Source organism: Pseudomonas sp. RIT-PI-o (assembly GCF_001297215.1).
In the GTDB taxonomy this organism is placed as follows: Bacteria; Pseudomonadota; Gammaproteobacteria; order Pseudomonadales; family Pseudomonadaceae; genus Aquipseudomonas; species Aquipseudomonas moraviensis_A.
Map to the genome: position 1 here is coordinate 76,228 of NZ_LHPA01000022.1, position 24,970 is coordinate 101,197.

Below are 24,970 nucleotides of genomic sequence, written 5' to 3' on the forward strand. Positions count from 1 at the left end.
GAGCAGTCCACCACCCATGTTTTTTTTAATGATACGGAGTCGTCACGATATGCGGGCTCAACAAAACCAAACAAAATTCAGAGTCATCACTCAATCAGGGCGAATCTTGACGGTGTTGGTTGTCGGAAATAAAGAATGTTCGGTGTCAGATATCGAAGCTGATCTTCAAGGAGAGATTAAAGTGGAGGCGTCGACTGAGTCTGCCCCTCCGTCTGTGCTCAGTGGCTATAGATCAACACCATTTCGCAACACCCTACTATTCGTTGCGTTGTGGGTAATCGTTGGAATTATTGGTTTTTTTGCTGCGATGCTGATCGACCTCTTTATTGATATGGCAAAGATCGGTGATGGGTTAACTCCTGAGCGACTTCGTCTTTTGGCTCGTGGTTGGCTATATCTCCTGGTCGCAGGCACTTTTATTTATTTGGCGCCTGCACTCTTGCGATTCAGACACAAAGCCTAAGGGGGCAACATGGTGGACGATGAAATCGATATTGGGAAAATTGGTGGCTGTACATTTGCTGTAGTCGCAATTGTTATTAGTGTGCTGGCCTATGTGTATTGGCCTCAAACCACAATTCGTCCTGCTGGGGTCGTGAACGATCTACAACTGCACGAAACCACTTTTTCAACGGTTACGACTGTAGAAACATCCGAAGGCTGGTATCAAACGGAAGCTGCAGTATCGGCGTCGAAAGGTGACGCTGTGACTATCAAAGCTCGCGGTAGCGACTTACAACTTTGCATTGATTCGAAAGATCGACCGTCGTGCTATCCGGTGCTTTGAACAAAAGGGGACCGGAACAATGGCGAGCAAAACGTTGGTGAGACTGGCAAGGGCTGCGGCAAAGGCTCACGCAAAGGCGGCGGCTGCGCAGGCTGCCTGGGTTGAAGCGTTCGAGGCTGAGTACGGTCACGATGACATTTCAGACGTGCTGGTGAGTGTCATTGACTACGCGAGCGGTGAAGGGGAGCACGGCGAAGGAATAACCGCAGAGTTTATCGACGCTCATTCAGCGCCGGGAATGTCCTAGTGCACTGTCGACGAAGGCCGCCAGTCGGGGCTATTTCACTTCTGGTGGGCACTGCGGAGTATCGAAGCCTCGCGGAGGATGCACCTTCAGACCAGTCTTCAGAATAAACGAGCTGCCTCACTTCCTTCAGAATTAATGATTGTTCCACTTTTGGGAGCAGACGGCTGGCTTGCATTTTTTTGGGTCGTGGGAGGATTTCATGGGACGACATTTCGCGTCCGAAAAACGAGGTAGTAACGATGCGCGAACAGCAGCACAAGTTTGATTTACCTGAAGGGTTTACAGCCGTTACAGCACACACAGCTCCTCTTCAAACCGACGAGGCATACATTGCTGTCGAAGCCGATGGCATTGTTGTTGGTGGGTGTTTCACCGAATCGGAGATCACTGAGCACTGGTTCAAAGACGCGGTTGATCATGGTGCCCTGATCCTTCGCGGACCACGACTGATGGCCAATAGGTTGTTTGGTGAGCGACTCGCAGAGGCAGGCGTTGTTGATGTTCTAGAGGGGTACAAAAGCGAGAGGACCTAATCAGCTCCACGCCCCGGCGATCTTGGGGCGTGCTCCTTGCCGGTGAAGAAACTACGTACCGGCGAGAAGATTCTTCTTCGGCGCTCGGGGGAGGGAGCTTATTGCGAAGCTTTGAATTTCAGGACACCGCCTCGCCATTTCGCAACCCTACTGATTTCACTTTTCAATACGCCAGTCAGGCCAGACTCGATAGGCGTTTCAGCGCCGAAAATCAGCACGACTTTGACACCTTCTTTAAACACTATCCCTTTCCCATGCTCAGAGCTCACCTGGGCGTGGTCACCGCTTCCATACACGTCAAGCTCTACTGCGCGAAAGCGAAGCTCCATGCGTCCGCCATCCCGTGACGGTTTTACCTTTGCGGTCAGATCTCCAAGTGATACGGCTAGCCCCTGCTTATCGTCGACAACAAGGTGCTTGGACTTATCCAATTGGACAACATAAGCCCCTTCAGGGCTTTGTTCGCAGACGTAGATGACAGGAGACGACTGTAAAAGCTTTGCGATGTCTGCTTTGAAGTCACCAAGCGTGAATAATACTGAGGCGTCGAGGTGGGGCATGAGGCTTCCGGATCCTGGCAAAGCCTGATTGTAGAATGGCGTCGGGGATCAAGCTACGGCAGAGATTGAGGCGCTCATCTTTGCAAGGACAGAAATCGCGAAGCTGGAGGCGGCGAGCTGTGCCTCAGTGAGTGATTCATATCCGGTAGAAGTCTGCCCCAGGTAGATAAGAGCGTATTCAGATCCATCCTCTGACCATTGCATCGCCGTCATTTGCTGACCGCCAAAAGTTGCGGTTTTGATCACGTCGGTCTCACCTTCCCAGGTGTGCAATGGACGACTTGTCGACCGCTGTTCGTGAATCTGCGATGAGCTATGCATGAGGCTCAGTTCCTTGATGTTTAGTTGCTCGAGCTTTGCATCTGCCGAGGGGGGGAATGGTCTGGCAGGAATCACAATTGTCCCATGACGATCGACAAGATGGATCCGCAATGGGCCCCTATAAGGGGGCTGATCGTTGTCTTTGAACCAGCGACCAGCGGAATTTAGGGCGGTGCCGTGTTAGGGAGGAGTTATGAGGATCTATAGCCTTCCCCTGGCCAGGGGTTAATCATGACGCGTCCTCCATACACGCAGCGGATAATGGGGGCACGTTCTACTACTCATGGTGAGGTCTGAGATGCCTGTCGAGCAAAATGGTTTGGCCAAACTGGACGAAGAAATCCGGGTTCTGGTTTCGTCTCCGTCCACCAGTCGTTGGCTTAATACTGCCTTGGAGACAGCTCTGGTTCGTGACCCTGTAGACGTAGCGCAGGACGCAGAGCTTTTAAGCGACCTTTTGGGGCGTCGTTGCGATGCGCTAATGAAACTTACATAGCATTTGGCTTGCTGAGCGCTACGGACTAGATAAAATCCGTCCACTTTCTGGACAATGGGATCAACATGTTTGTATTGGCTTGCACGGCGCTCCTCCTTTTAGCGATTACGAATCACGTTAAAGCGCTTTTTTTCAGCGATTTTCAGTCGAGCGTCCGAACGTTCTTTTGGCTTGCGGCTCCGCTGCTGATGGCTGCACCAGTTATCACAACCTTCTATGACGCTGCTAGATTTAGCTCCGGTGCGGAGGTCAGTCCTTCCCAGGGTGTTTTAGTCGTCTCGCTATCTCTGATCGGCGCTCTGCTGATAGTCGCTCACGCGCTCTATGGTCTTGTCCAGCCACTAATGCTGAAAAAGCAGATCAGGTTCTGGTCGATGGGCGCGCTCGTCCTCAGTGCTGTGCTAGGAGGGGTAGGTGTGATGGCGACCATAAAGCAATTAAGCTTTGTCGACGATAATTCTGGCATGGTGAATTTCAAATTTTTCAGAGAGTCAGTCACTGACATGAAGTGTGGCAGTGACTTGATCTTGGCTAAATTTATTGAAGGTCAACCCGCTAAATATCGTTGCCCGAAGGGGTTCATCATGAACCAGTTCAGCGGCGCTCCGTTTGTGCCGTGGCCTGACTACATCGAAGGCGAAAGCGCGGAGTTAGGTGCCGTTATTAGCCAGTACAAGAACAGCTTTGTGGATCTTGAAGAGAAAGAGTGACACTGACCACTCTACCGAACCGCGAAGCCTCTGACCTCGTTCAGGATCAGTGAAAGCTGTTGCAGGCTGCTGGCGGATACCTCGCTTGTGAGCTCACTCAAAATCTCGCCGGTACTCGACCTCAAACAGGTAAGTGAAAGTTCTGCGAGCCCTGTGAGGCCAAAGGTCGACATCCTCAACACAAAATGACGATCAGCCAGTGGATCACGGCTCAGTTCCACACTGCGATCCAATGTGTTCCCTGAATCGCCAACATCTGAGACCGACGTTTCCAAATCCTTTGGCGTCCATCCTCTGGTCAGGTGCAGCTTGGCAAGGTTAGGAAGGCACTCAAAGGCCACCTCAATAAGCCCTTCACGCTCTCGAAGTTTCCATCCTTCGCGCTCAGCCTGGCCGCTGACGTATTCCCTTCGTGACGCGATACCGGGAAGTCCCTCGATCGTTTGGATGGGAAGCCAGAGCCCTTCAACCAGATCAAGCATATGACGCGGGTCGATTATTCGTTGCGTTGCAAAGGCAGGTTTGCTGCCACGGGATTTGAGAGGCGAACCGTCCGCCGTGTAGCGATCAGGCCATATCGATTGGGGATCTATGCCCAAGCACTTGGCAATGAGCGTTTGAGGCTTTTCGTATGCATGATGCGCGAGATTGTAGATAGCGCTTCGGCGCAGGCCCAACTCATTGGCTAGTTGTTTGATTCCCAAGCCACGCTCTCTAAGGTGATCCTTGATCCAGGTCCACTTAGCCTTAGGCTCTGTTGGCATCGTGCTGACATCAACTGGTTGGGTTGACCAGGCTTCTATCGTACCTCGGAACTGCTTCTGCGATTCACCAACACTTAGCCCTAATAGCGGCCCCATTACCCGATTGATCTCCTGTTGATGGTGGTCGCTCCAGACTATTTTGTAACGCTCGGGGAAAAGCGTTTCAGGTGCGACTCCAAGCGCGTCGGCGATGGCCTGCTGTCCGGAGGGGTAGTGTTTGGCTTTGACCATTGCTGGAGCTGTAACGCCAGTTTCACGCGCAATGCGCTCGAGCGAAGTGTTGGCATCGTGCAAAGCCCGTTTGATTGCTTCCCACCGAAGAGCCCACGGAATGTTGGGGTAGAGAATGTCCACTGATGAAGCTCCTGAGCTGGAAAAGGTCATTGCAGGCAGATCGCCGTGCGGGGAGAAAATGGGGCGATTACAGCTCGGGTATTTACGTCGTCAGGTGGCAGAAACAGGTTAGCGATGAGCTCTGAAATAAGGGGCTTCACATTGTTACGAATGAATGCCTTTGCCTGGCAGCAGGCTTCCCAATAGCTCTCCTGGCCAAACAGGTGAGTGTCGAGAACCTGTTGGCATTCCCCATGAATTTCCGCTTGCAAGAACACCCTCAGGAGGCTGCGTCCACCAGGTGCTTGATCGTCGCATTGTTCCAGTGAAACGCTGAACCCCCAGCGGAGTTGTCGCGTCATGTCACGGTTTTTAACTGACCATTGAAGGCCGCAAGGGACGCTTCGGACTTCTTTCGTAATGCTCATCATGGAGTACTCCCATTTCGATAGCGGGAGTATCCAGCGCCCCAGAAAAATGCAACGTTGGGGATGGAGTAGGACTATTGGGATCGGCGCTCAACCCTTCAGGGTTTAGATACCTGTGTGTATGCCGATAAAAGTGAATCCTCGGCAAAGCGGCAAACTCAAAGTTTGTAATGGAAGCTTGAATTGAAAGGTGGGCGGCGTTCGTTACCACCCAGACATGGAGCAATGATTTATATGGCAATTTCTGTGCATGGCGCTGCTGGTGGCGGCAATACGACCCTTAGGCATGCAGGTTATTCTGAGCATCTTGCGCTCCCTTCAGCATTAACGCTGGATGTGCCCCCATTACCTTTATGCTTTGTCACGAGCGATGCAGCAGATGCCTGGGTTGCTGTGTTGGGCTCGCATAAGCGAGTAAAGGATTTGGCGGATAAGCTGCGAAAGGTAAAAATTCGTAGTACCTGGGTCAGCAGAAAACAAATGAAGATCCAGGAAGACGCGCATGTTTTAACGGCTTATTTTTCAGAGCCTGACCTGCTACATCAGTTAGCGAAGCAACTGCCTCTGCAGCAACTCGACCAGTTCGATCCAATGTCGATCGTCGGGTCATTCATCGAAAACTTGATAGGGCCCGAGGGAATAGAGCGGCAACAGTCGGTACTGAATAGTGGGAATCCGTCCGAAGTTGAGGCCGCGATTTGTAAACGCTTTCCGGCTTCGAGGTATGCGTTCAGCTTTGGTTGGAGTGATTTGCTCTATAGCCCCTTGATGGTTCTACGTGACGTGTTGGAGCTGATCGAATCGGAAAGAGGAGAGCGGTACTTCCAAGCCTGTTTCGCTGCATACGCCTGTATGACGGTGCTGATCGATACTCATGTTCCACTTGCGCAGCTGAGTACCAGTAAAAAGGTAGGAAATGCACTGAATGGTGTGCTGGCCCACAAGCTCTCCATTGAGAAACATCACCGGGCTGAGGGGCGTCTGCCTCTAACGTCTGCTCACTCCTTGAGGGGAGCGCTGATGAAGCAAACCCGACAGCTCGACGCGGACTGGTCCGATCCTACCGATCTGCTACGTGTTATGGCGAGTCTTCACGCAATGTGGGGTGATGGTAAAGCAGGTTTCACGATAGCCGCGGAGGAGGTCGCCAATGCCTATGTGCTGCCAAGGCTCAAAGATTTTTTCAGTCGACTCGAAAAGGCGGAAAGTGCAGCTTTTCAAGGCGAGCGTCAGAGCTTGGGGTCGTTGTGTGTAGTCGACGATTTCAAGCTCCAAGAGCATACGGGGCCACTGGTTGAGGCCCACGTAGCCGTACTGTCACCTCTGTGGTCAAAAGTCGATTTTGCTACGTATTTTAAGGAGCTGGAAACGCAAGTTTTGGTAGTCGAAGAGCGCACGGCGGAAATCGTTCAGAGGCGAGCAAGCATCTTGAGCCTTTCTCAGAAGACCCACCTGGACGTTCAGGCGATTTCTAATGAGGCATCGTTGGTTTCTGCTGCAACCCAAGACATTGAGCGCCTGATTGCTGATGCGGCTCATAAGTTGTTGGGCCCATTCGAATTGCTTTCTTCGGTGATGACGGGCTGGACGAATCTTGTCGAGGGCTCTCACTTGGAAACCAAAATCCCAGAGGGAGGTAATGAGTCCCAAATGTTGGAGCTTGCTCTGCAGGAGGTTTCAACGCTGAGCGCCGAACTGCAGAGCCTCAAGCGTGATACTCACCACCTTCGAGTTAAGGCAGCTCACCTGGAAGCGGATGAAGGAAGTCCTTGTAGCGCAATTGCCCAGATCCCAACAGCGGTGATGCGCAAGCTAATAAACGATCCTGAACAACTCACACCCACTGAAATTCTGACCTTCATGTCTACGCTGGCCCAAGGAAGATTAAGAATCCTGCCTTCGGCCTGGAGATCTGCCAAAGAGTCAGAAAGGTTTGAGTTTTCAGCGCGTATGTTGGACCTGCTGGACAAGCTTGTTTTCGACTATTGTGACGCGCTTAGAAATGGACTACCTGACTCAGAAGCGAGAAACATTCTCGGATCAGCGTACAGCGCCAAAGAATCTCAGAGCGTTGGCTTGGTTCCTGCGATGCGCTCAGAGAGAACGTTCCGAGTAGACGGTGAGTCGCTTTTTTTTGAAAAGCACATTGGCATCGGAAACTGCTCGGGATCTGCTCGTGGAATGCGTATCTATTTCGAGATTATTGATGGCGTGGTAGTCATTGGGTACTGCGGTAAGCATCTGACGGTGGTGTCTACAAACTGACGACGGCCTGAATGAAAAGCCCCAGTTGAGGCTGGGGCTGTGTTCACTTTATCGGGATAAAACGTTTTGACATTTTGCGTGGGCTATCAACGAAACTGCCTGGTTCAAGTAGGTACTTGATTCGCCTTACTCGAGCACCCAGGAAACCCGCCGCAGCCATAAGAAGCGTGGCCATCCCAGCGACCGACCATGTTGTACTTGTGCTGAGCTTCCGTACAGTGTCGGCGGCCGCGACTGTGGCCAGCCGGTCTATCTCATATGCTTGAGCTATTGGGCTTACTACCTTGTCATGGGCGAATGAATCCAGTGCATAGAGAATTTGTGGTTTGGCGGTGAGGTCCTTGAATGCCCCATTATCGACGGCGAACAGGTTGGCGATATCAGATTTTGCTCGATCACGGTTGACCGCTGCATCGCCCTTGTCAACGTCACGCAATGCTATGGCTGCCGAAATTTGTGCGACCAAATATCGGGTAGCCATGCTTTGTTGGTTGGGGCTAACGCTCATTTTCTCGATTTTCTTGTAATCGAGATCGTCGATAGCATTCTCGAAAATCTTTCTCGGAGACTCCTCAGCGACTGCTCCAGAGCTGGTGCTTCGATTACCAGTGCTCTCAGTGAAAGCTGACATTATGAAGGGGGTAAATCCCATCATTACAGCTAGCATAATGGGGGCTATGCTTTGACGCACGATCGCGAAGAGAACGCACACTGCGGACAATAAAGGGCCAATGAACTTCATTTTTTCAGTCATAGCGGTGGTTAACGATTCGAGTGGGCCTGAAACAGGGTTGTACGAATCATTTCCAGCGCTGATGCTGGTAAAAGCTGATCGTTCCGGAAACTGGTCAAGCACGCTTTGAGGAACGTCAATGCTGGAAAGACTCGCATCAGGCCCCAAGACACCACTTGCTACTGCTGCGATTACAGCAACTACACAGCAAGCCAGTGTTAAGCCAGAAGTGATCCAGCCAATTTTTTTGATCTTTGACGCCCTCAATTCGAGAGCTTCAATTTCGCTCATGAACAGCGGAGCTGACCCAGAGCTGGCAGACTCCTCAAACGTCAGTTGAGATGGTTTTGAATTATCGCGAGAGGTATCCACTTACACCCCCTTAGTGCACAGCTGAGCTGTTGTGGTTGGTCAAGCGGCTCAGCGGCATCAGGCGCATACCTTCGATCTGCTTCTCCGCGTTTTGTCTTTCTGCGACTCCGGCTTTCTGGATCCGAATAACCTCCTCGACGGTGTCAATCAAGGTGTCCTGTGCAAACTTGAGGGTTTCTATATCGATGACCAGACGCTGATTGGCCTTCGCGGTCGAGATGGCGTTTTGCTTTAGAAGAAGAGCGTTTTGCTTAATCAGCTCATTGGTTGCGTTGTCGATGTCATTGGCCATGGCCACAGCGTTTTCTTGTTGCTTCAGACTCAGCGCGAGACGGTACTGACGTCGCCACGCCGGGACTGTGATTTCACGAATAGTGCCGAATTTGTCAATCAGCATTGTGTTGTTCGACTGAATGACCGCGATCATCGGCAGCTCTTGCAAAGTGCTGTGCTGAGAAACTGTCAGGTCGCCAATCCGTTTGTCCAGGTTCGAGATATAGGCGTCCAAGTCCGCAACCTGCTGAACTTCCAACGGCGTCTGAGCGGTGGATCGGAGGTGCGCGAGCTCGTCGCTGAGTTCCGCAAGTCGCAGCTTGCCTGCGGCGATATGAATCCCCATTTCGCGATAGTCCTGCTTCACCGCGGTTTTCATGTTTTCGAGTGAGGCGTTGTGGCGGCTGAGGTTGTTCTGTGTTTTTTCCACCTCTGCTACCAGCGTATCGATCTGAACGCTTGCTGATTCGAACTGGCCGCGCAACTTGCTGGTCGACAAGCTGAAGCGGTCAATCAACGGCCCAATTACTGGTATTGGCGAGCGGAGCGAGGAGGCACCCTTGAGGTTGATGGAACGGGCGATGTGCACGACCTGGGAAAGTTTTTTGCCTGCTTCATCCAAGTCACCGGCTGTGACCGATCCAAGCAAGTCATCGGTATCGACTTTAGCGCCGTCAATGTCACGACCGAACTCTGAAACCGTTTGCACCACGTTAGGGTCGAGTTTCTGGGCAACTTCTCGAATTCGGGCCATATCCAGGGCGCTGACACCTAATCCTTCGAGGGTGCGTTGGTCCAGAGCGGCGGGAAGAAGCGTGGTGGCCTCGGTGACAGCGAGCTCGCTGGTGCTGGTGTTCTTTTGAGTTGTCATCGTGAAGCCTCCGTTAGCCGTTCTGATTCATAAGCGCGATAGCAAGGCTTTGCTTCAGCGCATCGTGGGCTTTTGTGGCCGCGGCCATGGTTTCGGGTTGCAGGTTCTTTGTCGTGATCAGGGCCAGCGTGTGGTGCCGCCAAACGGGAACCAGAGTGGAAGCGGTTTCGCCGTGTCGATCGAGCATGTCGATTGCCACCGCGCGGGCTAGCCGGAGTTGGTTGTTGCTGAGTTCGCTGGATGCCAGCAAGGTTGCCAGGTTCGTTAACTTGCGCGAAAACCGCTCACGAGGTTTGTCGAACGAAACTTCGTGCTCTGTCGGGATACCCGCGTCGGGATTCTCATCAAGATATTCACGCCCAGCCTGAATAAGATTTTTAAGTCGGATTTCTTCAGCGCCGCTATTGGCCAGCATCTCGTCGATTTTGACCACAGTACGGTCGACCTCGCGGCTAAGTTCCTGCGCCTCGCGTAGCAAGTCTTCGAGACACTTGCGCGCGTGCTCGTACCGCACTTGCGCTTCGACGGCCTGACCGGTGAAGCGCTGAAGCCAGTTAGGTTTTTCGTTGATGGTTTTAGGGTCCGCGTCGGACATCTTTGTCATGATTTGCGCCAGCTTTTGCGTCAGCTTCGCGACCGGCGAATGCTCCAGAAGATCGGAGTGTCCGTTGATGACTTTGAGGCTTTGCTCATCGCGGCCATAGGTGCCAATCGACGAGGAGTCCAGGAAGAGCTTGGGTATGACCTCGCGCTTCAGTTGTTCCACTTGGGTATTCATGCGTGGTTCCCACGGGGGCTTGAATAAGGTCGCTCGCTGGTCTCTTTTAGCGAGCGTTTCGATTCGGGTTCTGCGTTTCCAGTTTTCCTGACCCTTGGAAAATGCAAGGGGTTAGGTGCGGTCGCAGAACAACCCGAGCGGTGTGTTCGCTGGAGAACACGCGTGGAGGAGGGGGGGTGCGAGTTTCATAAAGTTGTCATCCCTGCCATTCGAGTGATGGTGAGATGGTTGCATCCGATCTCCGGAAGGGAGCGTCGAATCTCCCCCCTATCAGGGGGCAAATACGGGATTTGGTATCGACCGTTAGTGGCGCGAGCAGTGCACCACCACGAGCCGATTAGTTAGTGATAGCGAGCGGATGAGCCTCAATGATTCCCCCTGGCTGGGGGGCAGATTCGATTCACATGCAAACATCCTGCAATTTACGCTTTACCTACCTTCCAGCTGCCTGTTCCAAAGTGACGGCAGAAGATTCTTCCAGGAAAAAACACTGTCTGGAGCCTGCGCATGACGAGACTGAATCGAATCTTCCTGGGTGTGATGGCCTTAGCCAGCGCCTTCTTTATTAACTGGGTTCTCGTGAAAACGACCCATGGTCTGCTGTTCTACATACTGCTAGCCAGTGCGGCTTCTTTCACGATTCACATGATGGACAAGCGGAAAGCTATTGCAGGCCTTGCGCGGCTCCCTGAGTGGCAACTGCTCGGTTTTGATGCGTTTGGCGGTTGGGGTGGCGGTCTAATCGCGAGAGGGCTTATCGGTTACAGCTCTCTTAAAAATGGATTTCGCAACAGGTTTGCTCTGGTGGTGATCCTCAACATCTCCTGCCTGTCGTGTGCAGCGTGGATGTTTCCCGACCTAATTTTGGTCTGACTTACCTCAAGGCGAACAATGGATAAGAATTTGGAAGTCCTGGAGCGCGTGCTTCTGGCGTCGGTTACAGAGCAGCGTCGAGCAAGGCGCTGGAAGATTGCTTTTCGAATCATGACTTTTGCAGTGGTTGTGGGCGCCGTGGTGCTGAACAGTCCGTTAGACTTGGTAGGGGAGGGAGATGGACGTGCCCAAACTGCCAAGATCGAGGTGAACGGACCGATCGGAGATAGTGCTGGAGCCAGTGCTGACAATGTGAAGCGAAGCCTAGCTGCAGCATTTAAAGACCCAAAAACCCGTGGCGTCGTACTTGAAATCAACAGTCCTGGGGGAAGCCCCGTAGCTGCGGGGCTCATATACGATGAAATAAAGCGACAGCGGGTGCTACATCCTGACGTCAAGGTGTATGCCGTTATTGGTGATCTAGGGGCGTCAGGTGCGTACTACATCGCGAGTGCTGCTGACCTGATTTACGCGGACAAGGCCAGTCTGGTCGGCTCAATCGGTGTAACGGCGGCGACCTTCGGGTTCGTCGATCTGATGAGCAAGCTCGGTGTCGAGCGTCGTGCGTACACTTCAGGAGAGCACAAGGCGTTTCTGGATCAATTCCAGCCACGGAACGAGAGTGAAACCTTGTTTTGGCAAAACGTCCTCGGGACGACCCATCAGCAATTCATAACGGCGGTGAAGAATGGTCGCGGCGATCGCCTTAAGTCAGCTGAACACCCTGAGCTGTTCTCCGGCTTGATCTGGACTGGTGAGCAGGCTTTGCAGCTGGGGCTAATTGATCAATTGGGTGATACCGACCTGGTGGCGCGCGACGTTATTCAGCAAGAAACGATCGTCGATTTTACGCGTAAGGAAAATCCATTTGATCGATTCGCAAGCAAACTTGGCGCATCGGTTGCAAACGAGATTTCGCAGATGGTGGGGATTTCTGGGGTGCGGCTGCAATAGTTCGTAAAACGATTTTGAGCAGCCCATTGGACATGGGCTGTATTGGTAGAGCGCTCATTGCCCACTTGCAACAATTGCCTCGGGGACAGTCGGTGAGCGCTCTAACCAATGCAGCTACGAAACCTGATCGCGCGCGCGGCCCGTTTGACCGAGCGATGCAATGCTTAAGTCGGTCTCCGATATCTATGCGGTGGTCTGGGGACGCCCCCGAGTGACCCACCGATTTAATGAGGGAATGATGGAGATGGTTACCGATCACCAACAGATAGAAGCACATGGCCTTATTGGTAAGTCCGTCTATTTCCAGACTGACCATGCCAGCTATGGTGAGGGTCAAGTAATTGAGGTTCATGAGGCCATTGATGCTGTAACCGTGCTTGAAAAAGATACTGGAGCACGCTGGAAAGGCAGCATGGATCATGTAGAAGTTGTGGATTGAAGAAAGAACGATGCACGAACGCGATGCCGCAAATTGCTGGTTATCGACGCCCCCCCTGAAAGGTGGGATTCCTTTTGGGTTTCGTGCTCGACGTGGGCTGGTGTGGGTTGTCCCGTCGAATAAGAGTGTTTGTTTTTTTTAGATGAAAAATGGCCCAGCATTGCTGGGCCATGGGAATAAATGCCCCTTAACGCGGGGCTACGGTTGTGCCTGGTTCTCCCGTTGGGGCCAACGCTACAAGTAGCGAAGGACAGATCTACCGGAACTAACCGTATCGACCTGCTGGAGGTGACCTGCTCGTACCTTCGCTGGGTAAACCAAACCAGGTGATACAAGTCCGCGAACCATCACAGACTGCAGCTGTTTTACCGACTTCATCGTCGAGAGCACCTTCTGCGGGCTCTATCCCACTTGTGGCAGGGACCGCCTTCTGGACGTCTGGATATATTGGCCGGTCATTAACTTCGAGTTATGCCTGCCTCTTGAATCCATCATGCCTGTCATAGAAAAAATGCAAGCCGGACTCGTAGCTCGGCAGAAATTTTCAACGAGCGCGTAGTGGCGATATGGTTTTTTGCTACACTGATTTCGGAGTCTTCTTCCGCGGCGTTGGCGCCGACGAAAGCAGATTCTTGCGTTCAGTCTTGAGACTGATCGTTTGATAGTGACCGGTGATCACTCAAAACAAACACCCACCAATCCTTACCCATACGGGGCGCTATTGCCCCGTTGGGGTAGTCGTGCCTCCTTTTCCTGGAGACACACATGAACTTTGCTATCAATGCCCGCGATATCGCCCTATATCTGTTCTCAGTGGTTCTTCTCGGATGCACCGGGCATCCCGAGCGCACTGCGAGTACTGATCAGGCTTACACCTCTATCCCGTTACCCCAAGTAGTGCCTAACTGCCAGATGATTGGACAAGAAAAGGTTTGTAACTGGATAGCGCCACTTGAAGAGAAACGCGGTTCCCAGCCAGCGGTGAACATGGTTCAGCGCGTTCCTGGGATCATGCTGTGAACAACAAATAGGGGCCGCTAAAGCGCGGCCCCTATTTTTTTGTGCAGCTATTCGAGTCAACGTAAGTATCGTCACTCTGGGAGGGGATTTTGAGAGAGTGCGCGGTATGAGCCGCAATTTCGTCACACGCTGATAATGCTGCCGTCTACTGCACGGATGTACCGGGTCGGCCGATCGTTGGTGATATCGCCGGTAGCCACAAAGTCATCAATCATTTGATGCACTTCGGACTTGCTCATTCGCGGGTAGCGATCACCTTCACTGTAGCTATCGCTCGTATACCAAACGCCTTCCACGTCTGCCTGAGACATCAGCCAAAGCATGGTCAGTGAATAGAAGATCGCAGGACCCTCCGGGTAGATTTTGTCCCACCACCTACTGACATAGCTGATGTGAAAAAAACGCCCTTGCAGGTTCGTGGTTTTCGGCGCAAAGCACCGCATATTGTCTTGATATTGAAAAACGCCATCATCTGATATTTCGAAAAACTCATCCGCATGCTCAAGCGCAAAGAGTCGGCCATAGCGCTTCTCGTCGTGGTCAACGGGCACCGCAGTTCTGTTGGATAACGTCTCTTCAATTTCAGAGATACGCGCGTCTGTGAGCGTGCCACTGAAAAGAACAAATATGTTCGCGCATGTACTCATTTTTACCCTTCCAGATCATGACCGCAGTAATCGCCACGCCTTGTACACCTCGGCCCGGCATGGGCCGGAGTGGCAGCTGCAACTTGTTGAAATTTTGGCTAGGAAGAATGCCCAGCAGCCTTTCGACGCAATTTATCCGCCTCCAACTCCCGAAGACGCTGCCCATAAGGGCCTGGGTCGGAAGATGCGTCAGAAGCTGAGGGCTGTTTGCATCGTTCTGGCAGGCCGTCTTTAAGCGCTGGGGTAATTGATAGGGGCCAGCCACCGCCGGGGACACCACCATTCACAACCAATAGATAGAACTGGTCGCCTATGCATCTCCTGACAACCCCCAGAGGCAAGATTTCGCCATTCTGATTCCAGGTGCTTTCTTCAGCATATGAAGTCTGTGTGCAGCAGACAGCCAGAAAGAGGACAGAGCCTGCCAACAAGGTTTTTCCCAATTTGCTCCGTCCTTCTCGAAGGTTGCTCGGCTTAGCAGAGCGAACCGTTTTCTAAGATGTCGTACAGGGGCAAAGCGCTGTCAGGTTAAGCCTGTCCCCAAGGGACCAATAATCAACAGGGCCAGCCACCAATATCCGGCCTTAAACAGAACGCCTATGGTTTTTACGATAAGCGTAAGACAAGCCGCGCCAATCACAGCAATCAAAATCCACACCGCTTTGTTGCTGAGTGCTTGTGCCTTGTCTGATGACGTGAATGAGTGCCATGCGGCAGGCTCCTTATATTTCCGAGGCGATCAGCCTTCTCTAAGCTGATACCATTCAAGGAAATTGTGGAACGGAACATCCCGGCCATGGTTTCTAATTCCATGCCTTATGATTTTTGTAGCCCCAGCTTCCAGCTGGTCTTTGCTTACGGAAATCGAGTCGCCGGAAATTTCTAGTTGAGTTGCACCAGCCAAATCCCACTTACTCAGAAACCTTAACGCTTCTTCAAAGTCGGCAGTTGGCCATTCCAAACAAGTCGTTTCCGAATCCCCCTCAGGAATGCCCCAAAGGGTGTAACCAGGGGCATATTCAGGATTGAAATCGTCCAGAGTTGCCGGCCTGCCGAGCTTGGTAGAGCTGCTATACCAATCTCTCAGTCTCCTGCACGAATACTCTGTCTCCATATCCTGCTCACCAAGAATCAGCCAGGCATCATGCCGAAGCACCGTTACCTCATGAGGAACGATCTTCAGCGAGGGAAACGTGAGATCTGATTCAGCAGATTTTCGCCAAGCAAGCCAGCAGTAGGGACCGTCTTGCGGCTCGCTCTCAACGGACATGGTCCAGTGCGCAAAGATTGTCGTCTGCAGTTCACCCCAGGATGTCAGGCTGTTTCCGGAAAGCTTTCTTCCGATCTCAAGGACAGTACCTGGTGCGTGATAGCCGTAAGCAAAGAAATGCTCGTAGCTACGATCAAAGACGCCCCAACCGAAGTCATTGAGCACTACCCCATCTACGACGACAGCCTCATTGATGAATGGCCTCGGGCCTGCGTTCATACCAACCACGTTGTGTTGTATAAGTTCAGACATGCAGGACTCGCAGCTTACGACCCCATCGTGCTCGCTTAGACTGCCCCACAAGGAGCCGTCCAGTTCGCGCTGCGCGATGCCGCATAGAGTCTGCTCGGAGCACTGGTGCTTAACCGCATGCGAAGTTCCAGTGCGATTATCACGGGCAGCTACCTCGGTTATCGTCGAAAATTGAAATATCGGATTTCGCATTATTTTTTCTACCGCTGGTTGAACATGTCAGTTTGCTTGTTCGCGGGATCTGCTTTAGGCGCATTCAACGGATGGCCCAACTGACGACGAATCTCGCTGAGCCAAGCTTTGTACGGCGTGTTTTCTCGCTCTCCCCAAGGGTAGGCTTCGGTCAAAGCCTTTCGCAGCGCTTTCATGTCGCTCCGGCCCACGTTGCGAATCACTTCTGCGACGACCGGTGCCGCTGCATCTCCCCAAGACATAGCCTGCTCACTTCGATGGTTTGTGCAACGGATCGGCGCCGATGAAAACTTCCTCGGGAGCTTCGGGCCACTCGCGGCGAATCACATCGAAATCACCGCCGTTCCAAAGTCGCAGGAACTGCATGCCATCATCGTCGTTCAGGGCGAATTGTATGGCTGCTACCGCCGCATCGGGCCTTAGCAGATCTGCTTCGACTAGGTGTTCAGATGCCAGCTCAGCTGCAGTGTGTCGTGCCTGCTTGTGGCCTCGCTTGAATGCCAGTCGTTCGGCATGGTTCGACGAATCTGGGTCGCACGGTAAATTCATGATCGCCGCGTAAAGGTCACTCATTGCATCACCCTCTGATTGCGGGGCTGGAGTAGCCCCTCTCTTACGGACTTAGCCCGCGCGGTGGCGGGCTGGATCGGCAGCGACTTTCCCTATGGCTGGGGAGATCGGAGAAAGGAACCCTGCTCATTCATCGGCGCTGACCTTTTCCTTGGGGATAACGGGAAAGCAGTCACCGGTAAAAGTTGTGCCTTCGGGAAAAAGCATTTTTTCACCCATAGCTTTACTGCTTATTTCATCTCTGAGCGACTTGCCATCAGGCCCATTAACTTCGCAGCCCGGCGCACTAACAACGAGAAGTCTGCTGAAAGGGTCAGTCGTCACGTAATGGTTTCGCTGTTGAGCCCGGATGATCGACACCCAGACAATGGCGACCAACACCAGCGCCAAGACACCCACCATGATCATCAAAGGCTTCCTCAGAGCGACTTTGCGTTCAGGAACTGTTTTCATAGTTGCACCTTTTTTTTCCCTATTACTTAGGCTGGCGGGCTTTCATCGCCATAGCATCGGTTTTGGAAAGCTCGGCCAGCTTTTGCCGCTCTGCTTCGGAGAGAAAAGCTACCTTAAAGCCGATGAGGCCTTTCGCCTCGATGGTGACGCGATTACCCCCACCGAGGGCCGGAAGGCCAACCCGAACTTTTCCAGTTTCGTACGCTGCTTTGACTGTTTCGTAGAACATGACTTTTCCGTAAATTCAGTTGTGTTTGCCAAGGTCAGCGGGCTTCTTCGACTCGTACAGGGGCCAACCTAAGCACGCTGCCACAGCACCGGTCGCTATCATTCCTGAGAGCAAGAACCAGTTTTTTTCAGCGTCGATATCTGACCACGCGGAAGCTAACAACTCGATCACCGGCACCCAGAGCAGGCTAGAAAACAGCACTATCCCGAGTACTACTGCACAACTGATAAGCAAACCTTTCATCATTTGTCCTCACCGCGAAGGCCATACCAAAGAACAGCTTGGGCGCCGAATCCCATGCTTACTTCGGCTCTGTGCCGGCGGGCACGATGCTCGCCGGAGAATCCGCCATTTTGAATTTGTATGCGATGAACCGACCGCGCTCGCTATCACCCCAGTACGGGAACTCGCTTCCCTGATCTGGCACCACGAACGTCCGCAAGGATTCTGTGAGCCACTTGGCCATATCCAGGAGCCAATTCGGCAGGTAGCTCAGATCTGGCCGACCATCGTCCGAAACCAGAACGTAGACACAGTGATCTTTCACACTGAAAGCGATGCCGACGTTCTCGCGTCCCATAACCACGGAAGCACAAGCCAACTCGTAGCTATCGGCCTCGCTCCCCAGTTCGGCTGTCAGGAGGCCTTGATAAGTCGCAAGCGCTGCCTGGATCTGCTCGTAAGCATCAGCAATCGGAGTTCTGCCTTTACCCGAATTTATCGGTGTGTGTTGAAGGGTGAATGTGTTGCTCATGGGCTACTCCCTGCTTGTGGTGTACCTGGACGGCAGATCCGCCGTGGATTCCTAGAACACTTTAATGCTGTGAGCGATCAAGGTTTTAAGCCTCGTCGCTTAGCTCGATGGGGCTGATCAACGAAGCGGCTTCCCCAAGCCGCTTCGTTGCGGCACTGAGTCGGTCGCGATTGATAGCCACAGCTACATGGTTGCCGGACTGCTCGGCGCGCTCCAGCGCAGCCAGTTCAGCACGGCGGTCAATTTCCAGCCCAAAAACGCGGTCAGTGATAGTGGTCGCCATCATTTTTCCTAGGCCTTGGACCGGGATTGCAGACCACTGCCGTAGAACAAGACCAGCGCAGCCGGAACGCCGTAGAAGAGAATTTGAGCTACAAGCTGCGCCATAGCAGCAATGTTCTGCTGGAAATACAGAGAATTCGTTGCGTATGGGTCAGCGATCATGTTGTTCAGCCCGATGGAGCCGACAGCCACTATTGTGAAAAAGAAGAACAGCAGCCACTTGCCATGGTAGGCACGTTTCGATGCTGCCCAAAGTATGAGGCTGGTCAGCAGACCGCCGAAGAAGTAACCGAACCCCCAAAACGTAACGCCAATAGACTCTGCACCCTGGCGAAAAACTTCGGCCTGGAAAACGATGTTTCCCAAGACAAAAGAAATACCGAAACCGGCAAGTAACCCTGCACCGATCTGATTGAACGTACTCATTCTTTTCATGCTTCATCCTCTGTAATTACGGCGGCTGGAAACTGCGCCTTGGTACTGCCAAAGCCCGCGACTTGGCGGGCTGATATCGGCGGCGCTTTCCGTGGTGAATGGGCTAAATGTACTGGGCCAGCTTCACGCCTAGAACAATCACTGCCGCCGCGATCACAATGTAGGTGAAAATCTTGGCAGCCAATGTATCTGTAAGACGGGCCATGATGCCTGCGTAAACCATGGCCAGCAGCCCGAGGAGGAGGAATACGGCAGAGGGCATTTTGATCCCGCCGAGCTGGTCGGCAATGCCCGGTACAACCTGTAAAATTAACGCGATGATTAGTGGCCGAACCCAGCGGATGTTTTCAGCAAAAAATCCGGACTTCTGCTTTTGTGCGTCAATCATTTCCAGCTCCTGTCTTTGTGTTTTCCACTAACAATAAGGCCGCGACGTGGAGTGCGACCATTTTTTGGCCGTCATTCCACAGCAGCCGAGTGCCGCTTTCAGTGACCTCATACGCAGCCTCTGGTCGACCTTCGCGGTAGTTCCGATATTGGATAACGCCAGATACGATCAGGACGGCAACCAGGCCGATCCAGATGCTAAACAGAAGCATCAGTGCAATGCCCACAGCGACGGTCGCAACCAATGCTTTGGGCGACATGCCGAACAGTTTCCATCTTGAGTTATTCACGTTATTCCTTTACGAACGCGCTACTGCGCGGGCCTTCTGTTCCTGTTCCATGCAGCGCTCAGCCCTCGCGAGGTGTAGCGGTGCGTTGACCCCATTTTGATTGCAGGCTTTTCAGCGTGCTTTGCTCTTTTGCGGTCATGGCGTTTACCTTCGCAATCATCCCATGTGAAAAATTAAAGCAAGCATGAAACTGCCCCCTTAAAGGGAGCAATTAGTCGTTTAAAACTGATGGAATCGATCTCGCAGCCATGCCATGGGGGTGAGATGTGTGAGAGCTCTAACCATAGGCATGCCCTGGTGTTCGCGGAATATTCGAGGGCGATTACAACAGGGTGGGGGAAACGGCTAATTGCATCGAAGCAACATTCTCGCGAATGTATACTCGAGCATCTCAACGAAACTCACACGTCTCTGATAGGCTTATTTCATGATTCGTTTTGGTCTTTACGACGACGCGGTACCAGAGGCTCTTGCACAGCAAATTATCGGTATGTCGGCGCGTTACACCACTGAACTCGCAATGGATGCGTGCCCACCAGACCATCCGCTCTATCCAATCTCCCAGATCTATCTGCAATTCGAAATTCACGCATACCTCAGTGCGATCGGTCAGCCTGGCGGTGGTAATGGGGAGGTGCTGGTGGCGTTCGATGACGATGAGCATCCGGGCTTGCTAATTGGCTTTCTGCTTTACATGCCGCTCACCGGCTCTCAAGAGCATTGTGGAGTCAACTACGGTGCGGTACATGAGGGATTCCGAGGACGGGGCGTCTACTCAGCATTGATCCACCATATGCTGCGCCGATACCCCTCAGCCACGCTCACTTGTTTCGTAGAGAGCGTTCCGCTTTATGAGCGGTTGGGATTCAAGGTGGAGTTGGCGCGAAGCAGTCAGGTGCAGATGTACTCTTCCCCGGCGCCTGATGACATGGGTATGCCTGTCATGGACATGTCGCGGATCAAAGATCACCCCGCGGTCATACAGGCTCGTAAGGATGCAATTGCAACACATGGTGTGGAGGCAATTGATCGAGCGTACAGAGAAGCTGATGAGCGAATCAAGGCGCTTTGCCTGAAGGCCGAAACTTACGTTGCGAAACGTCTTGGATCGCGTGCCCCCGCTTGAATAAGCGGGGATGACGCCGAGAATGATGGTTGGTTAACGACTGGTAAGGCTCAGCAGAATAACTTTAGCTTTTGACTTCCGCGGCACCCCCCACAGATTTTGTATTGTCTGAGTGAGTGCTGATTCACGCTCATCCCCAAAATCAGGAGCTGGGTAGGTTTGGATTCCGCCAGGTGTTTCTTTCACCATCACCGACATCAGATGATGCAAGTCTTCATTCGAAAGATAACCCTTTGCAATCCTGCTTGATATTGCTTCCTGAGCCTGAGCAGAAAGTTCCGGATAGTGTTCCGCTACGATCGCGTAGCCGGATGCAGACGCCTCCTGACGTAAAAACCAATCGTGCGTAAACGGCGTCAACACGAAATAGGCTGCAACAGGGATGATGACCAGGATCATCACCCATGATGGACCGGAGAACGTCTTTTTTTTGTCTGGCATGTAGGTTCCGTTCTGATCTGCCATGGTTAAGCCCCGCGGGCGGTTACTTAAAGTTTTTTCAGTACCGTGTTTTCGGGCAACTCTTGGTCAAGCGAGCAGCTTGGATCGACGCTCACTGGCCCAATAACCTTCACTGAGCCGCCATACTGTAGCAACTCGACGACGGTTCCTTCGCAGCCTTTACTCGTAGACGAAAAGGTGATCAGTCGTTGGTTATTGACCGGGCTATTGATGTCACCCTTTGCAACACCGCGGCGTACGGTTTGTTTGCCGTCGGCACTCTTGGCAACAATTGCCGCGTCGTGCTGTCCGGATCCAGTCTCTTTTAGGAGCAGGAAATATTTTCCTGGTGGTTGTTTGTCGACGGCGGCGAGGTCATTTACATCGTGATGGAATGCGCGCCACAGCACGAATATGCCGATCGCTACGGCTGGAACTGTAAGAGCATGAAGCGGGTTTATTTTCATCATTTTCTGGCATCTCGTTTGAGTGGTAAGAACGGTTCAGGCAGGCAGGTACCAGCACGCTAAAAGCTTGTCTGGCCTTTTCGGCTGGGGGTATTCAGGAGGAGCTTTGTCCATAGGTATCGCCTGATTTTCCAGTTTCTGAAATTCCGCGTCGTATTCGTCCTGGTACCGGTAGTACTCGTGACGGTACGAAGCTCCGCTCCAGCCTTTAAAGTCAAACAGTGACGATGTAGACGTATCGACCTTCCCGTCAAATGCCCACATCATGCTTTTGTAGGGAAAGCTGGCGCCTTCGCTTGTGAAAGTCACTGTGACGATGGTCTTCATCGCAACGGTAGCCAGGATGCCTTCAAGGCCCAGCCATTCATCCACACGCACATTGGATGAGTCTTCGGAAGATTCTCCCCCAGCACGAAGCGGTGGGGCTATCCAGACTAATCGGGATTCCCCTGTGTCGTCCTTTGGGTAGAGCGCGCGGAATCGTTGGTCAAACGACACTGGGTTATCAACCGAGGTTCTCAGGTAATTTTCTTGATGCTCATTCGGGCTTTTTATCCCGTGAAATAATGGAAGCGTGCAGTGCGGAGATGACGAAAGCCGCATCTCATGAATCCGAAACACGCTCAGGTCCCTCCGACCATTTCGGTGGGAGCGCAATTCGTTTTCGATGTGCGCGGATTTGTTCAAGCGCAAATACTCCGAAACCACCTCTTCCCACGCTTCTTCCGAAGCGGTGCAGTTCGCCAGCGCAAAAGCACCGTTCTGGCTTCCAAACCCTACATAATTCAAGCTCGTACCACGGCCAATTAGTCCGATGGGAAGGAAGAACGTGGGGCGGTAGATTGTGCGCTGTGGGCCCGCATTGGACAGGCGATGTTCGCGGCGCCAAGCTTTAGAAAACTCGCCAAAAGCGCTCTCGCTTTCAAGAAAATCTTTGAATAGGTCGGCGTTTAAGGTCAACCGGTTGAAGACATCAACCTTGGCCTGGGGGCTTTTAAAGGGAGACTCGAGAGATTCCCACTCTTTGGCCTCTGGCCACTCATACTGGACAAGCTCCGCTGCGCTTTTCTCTTGGAGCAGCACCCATTTACGAGAAAGCTCTCCGATCGAGCGCTTTCCTACCCGTAAAACAATTCGATGAACCCACGCAAAACGGCAGACGCGATCATCGCGCTCAGCGGGGGACGGAGCGGTATACAGCACTAACTGCGATTTTCCAGTCAGGACCAACCGTAGTGGACTGTAGGATCGGTCTCGGGCAAAGGATTCGATGGCGCGCTGACTCGCTAATGAACGGTGCTGCAGCATGAACAGGAGATTGAGCAAGACTGACCATTCTTCCGGAGGGGTTGAACCTTCGAACCTGGGTAGTGAGGCGCCTTTGTTTGCAGCCCTCCAGCGAATGACTGCTTTGTCGACAAGGGCGTCAGCTTCCGAAGCCTCGATAATGCCCCCCTCAATGAGTGCTTGGCGCATCCGAAAGCGCATGGGTTCTTCGTGCATCCTTTCTTGCTGCACAAATTTAAGAGTTTGTTTGAACAACTCGATGTACTCGACGGAATGCACCCGTGACTCTCGATCATAGATGTAGCGGCGAAGCTGATCGGGTTGAACCGCATCAAGAACAAGATAGGGCTCGGCACCCGGAGTGAGATTGCCGGTTCGGCTAAGGAAAACCTTCGATTGAAAGACGTTCTGGTTGTCGTGCCAGCGTGGCCTCCTGGCGTCGACGTCTACACAGATGTCGTTCCCATCTCTATATGCCAGCGCAATCCCACTATTACGAACAGGATCGGCTTTGAAGTGAAGTAAGCCCGGAGAGACGTCTTCGCCTCTCAAACGATGCCAGAGGCAGTAGACCCGCGATCCCGGCGCAAGGTAGCTGTTCATCTCCTTGATCCACTCAGAGACGTGCTGCAGCTGCTCACGCGGGAGCATAGACTCCCCATCATCGTCATGAATGAACCGCAGGTACTTTTCCTGAAAGGAGAGGGTCACGAAATCTAGGCCCTGAGGCTCGGAGTAAAACTGACCAAATAGCTGCAGACGGTGATCTAATCCCGCCATCAGGATCAGGAACCTTTTGTAGTGGAGCGATTGAGCCTCGAATGCACTGAGCGATTTTGTGTATTTCAACGAGTCAAATGTGATCTGTTCTCCACCAACACCTTTGAATAGCTCATCAATTTCATTCTTCGATGGGAAAAGCCGCGAGGCACCAAGGTGTGTTGTTACTGGGGAATCCACGCAATGAATATTTTCGCCATCCCTGACCAGAAGGAAAACTTCGTGGTTGGTTCGATTGCGCTGCATCCCCTCGAATGCGTTTTCGTAATAAACATCACGTCGAGTACTGCACATGCAGACGATGCAGCGTTCGGTAGGGAATATCTGAGCAACAAACTCGTCGTTGGACGCAAGCAACTGACTCAAGCCTTTGAAGTTTCGGTGATCTGAGGCCTCATCGACGTGGGTGAACACGGCTATTTCTTCAACCATGATCAGCTTGCGCTGCATGATGGTCAGAGGAATCGAACTACAAGCGCTGGTGCCTTTGCGAATAGCTGTCACTTTAACGTCTTTGCCAATGTACAGATCGAGGCTCTTGATTCCTGCCATGATTTTGTCGACGTAGACGCGCACCTCTTCAGTGTGGGCCAGCGCTGCGGCCCCATACTCGTCAAAGTACGGAGTCATGCGTTTGATTGCCTGCTCAATTTCTTTGGTTTTGCTTGTGATCCAATTCCCCTGAATCGTTGCAATGGTGTGGGACCTTTCAGCTTGAGCCTTCATTACTGCGATCGAGCTTTCAGTGATCCCGGAGGAGAGGAAGCTGGATAGGTTCTGGGGTACACGAGCGCTATGGTCAATGGCGATTGGCAGTTGCCCTGCTGGGTTGGAATTTGCAGATTTGCGCGCGAACTCCTCGAGCCCTTCAGCGATGAGTTGTGCCATCTTTTCTGGGCTCGACTGTGTGTCCACGAGATCCTGCTGCAGAGCGAACACCCGGCCTTGTGCGGCGGCTAACTCCCGCTGGCGAATCTGCTCGTGGGCTGGTTCGAACTCAAACTGTTGAAGGAAGCTCGATGTCCGAAAATCATGTGTTTGACATCTGACGTAGCCCTGCCGATTTTGGCCCTGCTCATCAGTCCATTCCACCTCCAAATGTTGACCGTACTGATCAGGATGCGCCCGGACAGAAATGGTATGAGGCTGATTATCTACCCAGGCGATCGATTCGATCAGTAGGACCGTGTCTTGCTTGATTGCGTACTTGGGTACATCCACTAATGCCCGCCAATACTGGCCAGCAGATAGAGACTGAAATTTCTCAAGGCGCTCAAAAGCATCCTTCGGTTGCTGAGGCTGAATGATTTCTTTCATGGCTGCCGTCTGTTCTCGGTATGTGGTTCTTTGT

Annotated in this window: 33 protein-coding genes; 11 read left to right on the top strand and 22 right to left on the bottom strand. The window is 52.5% G+C overall.

Annotation, left to right across the window (positions count from 1 at the left end; genetic code table 11):
* Positions 1 to 49: 49 nt before the first annotated feature.
* From AEQ63_RS13690 to AEQ63_RS13700, 4 genes are all read left to right on the top strand, one after another.
* Entirely contained in the window at positions 50 to 463 is a 414-nt protein-coding gene (locus AEQ63_RS13690) for a hypothetical protein (RefSeq protein WP_064363788.1), read from the top strand.
* Between the two features lie 9 nt (positions 464 to 472).
* Complete coding sequence (locus AEQ63_RS28140; protein WP_152972364.1) at positions 473 to 787, top strand: hypothetical protein; 315 nt, start codon at positions 473 to 475, stop codon at positions 785 to 787.
* Positions 788 to 806: 19 nt separating this feature from the next.
* Entirely contained in the window at positions 807 to 1,034 is a 228-nt protein-coding gene (locus tag AEQ63_RS13695) for a hypothetical protein (RefSeq protein ID WP_064363789.1), read from the top strand.
* Positions 1,035 to 1,273: 239 nt separating this feature from the next.
* Positions 1,274 to 1,567 carry a hypothetical protein gene (locus AEQ63_RS13700; protein WP_064363790.1) on the top strand — a complete coding sequence of 98 codons (294 nt, stop codon included), beginning with the start codon at positions 1,274 to 1,276 and terminating at the stop codon, positions 1,565 to 1,567.
* Between the two features lie 98 nt (positions 1,568 to 1,665).
* Here the strand turns inward: AEQ63_RS13700 and AEQ63_RS13705 are convergent, their stop codons facing one another.
* Together AEQ63_RS13705 and AEQ63_RS13710 are read right to left on the bottom strand one after the other, a co-directional pair.
* The gene (locus AEQ63_RS13705; RefSeq protein WP_064363791.1) at positions 1,666 to 2,127 is read right to left on the bottom strand and encodes a hypothetical protein; all 462 of its coding nucleotides are present in this window, start codon (positions 2,125 to 2,127) and stop codon (positions 1,666 to 1,668) included.
* A gap of 48 nt (positions 2,128 to 2,175) precedes the next feature.
* A complete protein-coding gene (locus AEQ63_RS13710) occupies positions 2,176 to 2,448 on the bottom strand; it encodes a hypothetical protein (RefSeq protein ID WP_064363792.1) in 273 nt (90 codons plus the stop codon).
* A gap of 561 nt (positions 2,449 to 3,009) precedes the next feature.
* Between AEQ63_RS13710 and AEQ63_RS13715 the strand changes: the two genes are divergently transcribed.
* Positions 3,010 to 3,654, top strand: coding sequence for a hypothetical protein (locus AEQ63_RS13715; RefSeq protein ID WP_064363793.1), 645 nt, complete (start codon positions 3,010 to 3,012; stop codon positions 3,652 to 3,654).
* A gap of 11 nt (positions 3,655 to 3,665) precedes the next feature.
* Here the strand turns inward: AEQ63_RS13715 and AEQ63_RS13720 are convergent, their stop codons facing one another.
* Positions 3,666 to 4,772 (bottom strand): helix-turn-helix domain-containing protein, encoded by a 1,107-nt coding sequence (locus AEQ63_RS13720; RefSeq protein ID WP_064363794.1) that lies wholly within the window; start codon positions 4,770 to 4,772, stop codon positions 3,666 to 3,668.
* Between the two features lie 26 nt (positions 4,773 to 4,798).
* A complete protein-coding gene (locus AEQ63_RS13725; protein WP_064363795.1) occupies positions 4,799 to 5,182 on the bottom strand; it encodes a hypothetical protein in 384 nt (127 codons plus the stop codon).
* Positions 5,183 to 5,413: 231 nt separating this feature from the next.
* Here AEQ63_RS13725 and AEQ63_RS13730 point away from each other — a divergent pair, with 231 nt between their 5' ends.
* Positions 5,414 to 7,444 (top strand): hypothetical protein, encoded by a 2,031-nt coding sequence (locus AEQ63_RS13730; protein ID WP_152972365.1) that lies wholly within the window; start codon positions 5,414 to 5,416, stop codon positions 7,442 to 7,444.
* A gap of 43 nt (positions 7,445 to 7,487) precedes the next feature.
* On the opposite strand, the gene AEQ63_RS13735 is transcribed toward AEQ63_RS13730, so the two are convergent.
* Genes AEQ63_RS13735 through AEQ63_RS13745 form a run of 3 tightly spaced genes read right to left on the bottom strand, consistent with a single transcriptional unit; the run spans position 7,488 to position 10,471 of the window.
* Positions 7,488 to 8,549 (bottom strand): hypothetical protein, encoded by a 1,062-nt coding sequence (locus tag AEQ63_RS13735; RefSeq protein ID WP_152972366.1) that lies wholly within the window; start codon positions 8,547 to 8,549, stop codon positions 7,488 to 7,490.
* A 10-nt stretch (positions 8,550 to 8,559) separates the two neighbouring features.
* Entirely contained in the window at positions 8,560 to 9,693 is a 1,134-nt protein-coding gene (locus tag AEQ63_RS13740; protein WP_064363798.1) for a toxic anion resistance protein, read from the bottom strand.
* A gap of 13 nt (positions 9,694 to 9,706) precedes the next feature.
* Entirely contained in the window at positions 9,707 to 10,471 is a 765-nt protein-coding gene (locus tag AEQ63_RS13745) for a toxic anion resistance protein (RefSeq protein ID WP_064363799.1), read from the bottom strand.
* A gap of 507 nt (positions 10,472 to 10,978) precedes the next feature.
* Here AEQ63_RS13745 and AEQ63_RS13750 point away from each other — a divergent pair.
* The 4 genes from AEQ63_RS13750 to AEQ63_RS13765 all read left to right on the top strand — a co-directional run bounded on the left by AEQ63_RS13750 (position 10,979) and on the right by AEQ63_RS13765 (position 13,757).
* Positions 10,979 to 11,344 carry a DUF1294 domain-containing protein gene (locus AEQ63_RS13750; protein WP_064363800.1) on the top strand — a complete coding sequence of 122 codons (366 nt, stop codon included), beginning with the start codon at positions 10,979 to 10,981 and terminating at the stop codon, positions 11,342 to 11,344.
* Between the two features lie 18 nt (positions 11,345 to 11,362).
* Positions 11,363 to 12,298: a S49 family peptidase gene (locus AEQ63_RS13755; protein ID WP_064363801.1), complete on the top strand. Its 936-nt coding sequence runs from the start codon at positions 11,363 to 11,365 to the stop codon at positions 12,296 to 12,298.
* Positions 12,299 to 12,458: 160 nt separating this feature from the next.
* Entirely contained in the window at positions 12,459 to 12,737 is a 279-nt protein-coding gene (locus AEQ63_RS13760) for a hypothetical protein (protein WP_064363802.1), read from the top strand.
* Between the two features lie 765 nt (positions 12,738 to 13,502).
* Positions 13,503 to 13,757, top strand: coding sequence for a hypothetical protein (locus AEQ63_RS13765; RefSeq protein WP_064363803.1), 255 nt, complete (start codon positions 13,503 to 13,505; stop codon positions 13,755 to 13,757).
* Positions 13,758 to 13,879: 122 nt separating this feature from the next.
* On the opposite strand, the gene AEQ63_RS13770 is transcribed toward AEQ63_RS13765, so the two are convergent.
* From AEQ63_RS13770 to AEQ63_RS13830, 12 genes are all read right to left on the bottom strand, one after another.
* A complete protein-coding gene (locus AEQ63_RS13770; RefSeq protein WP_064363804.1) occupies positions 13,880 to 14,404 on the bottom strand; it encodes a hypothetical protein in 525 nt (174 codons plus the stop codon).
* 739 nt (positions 14,405 to 15,143) lie between these two features.
* Complete coding sequence (locus AEQ63_RS13780; RefSeq protein ID WP_152972367.1) at positions 15,144 to 15,926, bottom strand: hypothetical protein; 783 nt, start codon at positions 15,924 to 15,926, stop codon at positions 15,144 to 15,146.
* Positions 15,927 to 16,126: 200 nt separating this feature from the next.
* Entirely contained in the window at positions 16,127 to 16,294 is a 168-nt protein-coding gene (locus tag AEQ63_RS13785) for a hypothetical protein (protein WP_236705260.1), read from the bottom strand.
* A gap of 73 nt (positions 16,295 to 16,367) precedes the next feature.
* Complete coding sequence (locus tag AEQ63_RS13790) at positions 16,368 to 16,691, bottom strand: hypothetical protein (protein ID WP_064363808.1); 324 nt, start codon at positions 16,689 to 16,691, stop codon at positions 16,368 to 16,370.
* A 123-nt stretch (positions 16,692 to 16,814) separates the two neighbouring features.
* Positions 16,815 to 17,141 carry a hypothetical protein gene (locus AEQ63_RS13795; protein WP_152972368.1) on the bottom strand — a complete coding sequence of 109 codons (327 nt, stop codon included), beginning with the start codon at positions 17,139 to 17,141 and terminating at the stop codon, positions 16,815 to 16,817.
* Between the two features lie 22 nt (positions 17,142 to 17,163).
* Positions 17,164 to 17,370 carry a hypothetical protein gene (locus tag AEQ63_RS13800; protein WP_064363810.1) on the bottom strand — a complete coding sequence of 69 codons (207 nt, stop codon included), beginning with the start codon at positions 17,368 to 17,370 and terminating at the stop codon, positions 17,164 to 17,166.
* 15 nt (positions 17,371 to 17,385) lie between these two features.
* A complete protein-coding gene (locus AEQ63_RS13805) occupies positions 17,386 to 17,613 on the bottom strand; it encodes a hypothetical protein (protein ID WP_064363811.1) in 228 nt (75 codons plus the stop codon).
* Between the two features lie 58 nt (positions 17,614 to 17,671).
* Positions 17,672 to 18,124, bottom strand: a complete 453-nt coding sequence (locus AEQ63_RS13810; RefSeq protein ID WP_064363812.1) for a hypothetical protein — start codon at positions 18,122 to 18,124, stop codon at positions 17,672 to 17,674.
* 85 nt (positions 18,125 to 18,209) lie between these two features.
* A complete protein-coding gene (locus tag AEQ63_RS13815) occupies positions 18,210 to 18,407 on the bottom strand; it encodes a hypothetical protein (RefSeq protein WP_064363813.1) in 198 nt (65 codons plus the stop codon).
* 8 nt (positions 18,408 to 18,415) lie between these two features.
* Positions 18,416 to 18,841, bottom strand: coding sequence for a hypothetical protein (locus tag AEQ63_RS13820; protein WP_064363814.1), 426 nt, complete (start codon positions 18,839 to 18,841; stop codon positions 18,416 to 18,418).
* Positions 18,842 to 18,944: 103 nt separating this feature from the next.
* Positions 18,945 to 19,229, bottom strand: coding sequence for a hypothetical protein (locus tag AEQ63_RS13825; RefSeq protein ID WP_064363815.1), 285 nt, complete (start codon positions 19,227 to 19,229; stop codon positions 18,945 to 18,947).
* A complete protein-coding gene (locus AEQ63_RS13830) occupies positions 19,222 to 19,518 on the bottom strand; it encodes a hypothetical protein (RefSeq protein WP_152972369.1) in 297 nt (98 codons plus the stop codon). The genes AEQ63_RS13825 and AEQ63_RS13830 overlap by 8 nt, the downstream gene beginning before the upstream one ends.
* A 427-nt stretch (positions 19,519 to 19,945) precedes the next feature.
* On the opposite strand from AEQ63_RS13830, the gene AEQ63_RS13835 reads away from it, so the two are divergent.
* Complete coding sequence (locus AEQ63_RS13835; protein ID WP_064363817.1) at positions 19,946 to 20,644, top strand: GNAT family N-acetyltransferase; 699 nt, start codon at positions 19,946 to 19,948, stop codon at positions 20,642 to 20,644.
* A 33-nt stretch (positions 20,645 to 20,677) separates the two neighbouring features.
* On the opposite strand, the gene AEQ63_RS13840 is transcribed toward AEQ63_RS13835, so the two are convergent.
* From AEQ63_RS13840 to AEQ63_RS13850, 3 genes are read right to left on the bottom strand one after another with little or no spacing between them, the layout of a single operon-like run.
* The gene (locus tag AEQ63_RS13840; RefSeq protein ID WP_152972370.1) at positions 20,678 to 21,109 is read right to left on the bottom strand and encodes a hypothetical protein; all 432 of its coding nucleotides are present in this window, start codon (positions 21,107 to 21,109) and stop codon (positions 20,678 to 20,680) included.
* Positions 21,110 to 21,132: 23 nt separating this feature from the next.
* A complete protein-coding gene (locus AEQ63_RS13845; RefSeq protein WP_064363819.1) occupies positions 21,133 to 21,555 on the bottom strand; it encodes a hypothetical protein in 423 nt (140 codons plus the stop codon).
* Positions 21,556 to 21,588: 33 nt separating this feature from the next.
* Positions 21,589 to 24,936: a hypothetical protein gene (locus tag AEQ63_RS13850; RefSeq protein ID WP_064363820.1), complete on the bottom strand. Its 3,348-nt coding sequence runs from the start codon at positions 24,934 to 24,936 to the stop codon at positions 21,589 to 21,591.
* Positions 24,937 to 24,970 lie beyond the last annotated feature (34 nt).

Bases quoted from the DNA above. Each gene is read 5' to 3' on its own strand.
- AEQ63_RS13715 (WP_064363793.1), top strand. From the start codon at position 3,010: ATGTTTGTATTGGCTTGCACGGCGCTCCTCCTTTTAGCGATTACGAAT.
- AEQ63_RS13805 (WP_064363811.1), bottom strand. From the start codon at position 17,613: ATGAAAGGTTTGCTTATCAGTTGTGCAGTAGTACTCGGGATAGTGCTG.
- AEQ63_RS13725 (WP_064363795.1), bottom strand. From the start codon at position 5,182: ATGATGAGCATTACGAAAGAAGTCCGAAGCGTCCCTTGCGGCCTTCAA.
- AEQ63_RS13690 (WP_064363788.1), top strand. From the start codon at position 50: ATGCGGGCTCAACAAAACCAAACAAAATTCAGAGTCATCACTCAATCA.
- AEQ63_RS13800 (WP_064363810.1), bottom strand. From the start codon at position 17,370: ATGTTCTACGAAACAGTCAAAGCAGCGTACGAAACTGGAAAAGTTCGG.
- AEQ63_RS28140 (WP_152972364.1), top strand. From the start codon at position 473: ATGGTGGACGATGAAATCGATATTGGGAAAATTGGTGGCTGTACATTT.
- AEQ63_RS13790 (WP_064363808.1), bottom strand. From the start codon at position 16,691: ATGAGTGACCTTTACGCGGCGATCATGAATTTACCGTGCGACCCAGAT.
- AEQ63_RS13755 (WP_064363801.1), top strand. From the start codon at position 11,363: ATGGATAAGAATTTGGAAGTCCTGGAGCGCGTGCTTCTGGCGTCGGTT.
- AEQ63_RS13765 (WP_064363803.1), top strand. From the start codon at position 13,503: ATGAACTTTGCTATCAATGCCCGCGATATCGCCCTATATCTGTTCTCA.
- AEQ63_RS13745 (WP_064363799.1), bottom strand. From the start codon at position 10,471: ATGAATACCCAAGTGGAACAACTGAAGCGCGAGGTCATACCCAAGCTC.
- AEQ63_RS13750 (WP_064363800.1), top strand. From the start codon at position 10,979: ATGACGAGACTGAATCGAATCTTCCTGGGTGTGATGGCCTTAGCCAGC.
- AEQ63_RS13815 (WP_064363813.1), bottom strand. From the start codon at position 18,407: ATGGCGACCACTATCACTGACCGCGTTTTTGGGCTGGAAATTGACCGC.
- AEQ63_RS13770 (WP_064363804.1), bottom strand. From the start codon at position 14,404: ATGAGTACATGCGCGAACATATTTGTTCTTTTCAGTGGCACGCTCACA.
- AEQ63_RS13845 (WP_064363819.1), bottom strand. From the start codon at position 21,555: ATGATGAAAATAAACCCGCTTCATGCTCTTACAGTTCCAGCCGTAGCG.
- AEQ63_RS13850 (WP_064363820.1), bottom strand. From the start codon at position 24,936: ATGAAAGAAATCATTCAGCCTCAGCAACCGAAGGATGCTTTTGAGCGC.
- AEQ63_RS13710 (WP_064363792.1), bottom strand. From the start codon at position 2,448: ATGCATAGCTCATCGCAGATTCACGAACAGCGGTCGACAAGTCGTCCA.
- AEQ63_RS13780 (WP_152972367.1), bottom strand. From the start codon at position 15,926: ATGTCTGAACTTATACAACACAACGTGGTTGGTATGAACGCAGGCCCG.
- AEQ63_RS13810 (WP_064363812.1), bottom strand. From the start codon at position 18,124: ATGAGCAACACATTCACCCTTCAACACACACCGATAAATTCGGGTAAA.
- AEQ63_RS13840 (WP_152972370.1), bottom strand. From the start codon at position 21,109: ATGGCAGATCAGAACGGAACCTACATGCCAGACAAAAAAAAGACGTTC.
- AEQ63_RS13820 (WP_064363814.1), bottom strand. From the start codon at position 18,841: ATGAAAAGAATGAGTACGTTCAATCAGATCGGTGCAGGGTTACTTGCC.
- AEQ63_RS13835 (WP_064363817.1), top strand. From the start codon at position 19,946: ATGATTCGTTTTGGTCTTTACGACGACGCGGTACCAGAGGCTCTTGCA.
- AEQ63_RS13705 (WP_064363791.1), bottom strand. From the start codon at position 2,127: ATGCCCCACCTCGACGCCTCAGTATTATTCACGCTTGGTGACTTCAAA.
- AEQ63_RS13785 (WP_236705260.1), bottom strand. From the start codon at position 16,294: ATGAAAGCGCTGCGAAAGGCTTTGACCGAAGCCTACCCTTGGGGAGAG.
- AEQ63_RS13740 (WP_064363798.1), bottom strand. From the start codon at position 9,693: ATGACAACTCAAAAGAACACCAGCACCAGCGAGCTCGCTGTCACCGAG.
- AEQ63_RS13795 (WP_152972368.1), bottom strand. From the start codon at position 17,141: ATGAAAACAGTTCCTGAACGCAAAGTCGCTCTGAGGAAGCCTTTGATG.
- AEQ63_RS13825 (WP_064363815.1), bottom strand. From the start codon at position 19,229: ATGATTGACGCACAAAAGCAGAAGTCCGGATTTTTTGCTGAAAACATC.
- AEQ63_RS13730 (WP_152972365.1), top strand. From the start codon at position 5,414: ATGGCAATTTCTGTGCATGGCGCTGCTGGTGGCGGCAATACGACCCTT.
- AEQ63_RS13760 (WP_064363802.1), top strand. From the start codon at position 12,459: ATGCTTAAGTCGGTCTCCGATATCTATGCGGTGGTCTGGGGACGCCCC.
- AEQ63_RS13700 (WP_064363790.1), top strand. From the start codon at position 1,274: ATGCGCGAACAGCAGCACAAGTTTGATTTACCTGAAGGGTTTACAGCC.
- AEQ63_RS13695 (WP_064363789.1), top strand. From the start codon at position 807: ATGGCGAGCAAAACGTTGGTGAGACTGGCAAGGGCTGCGGCAAAGGCT.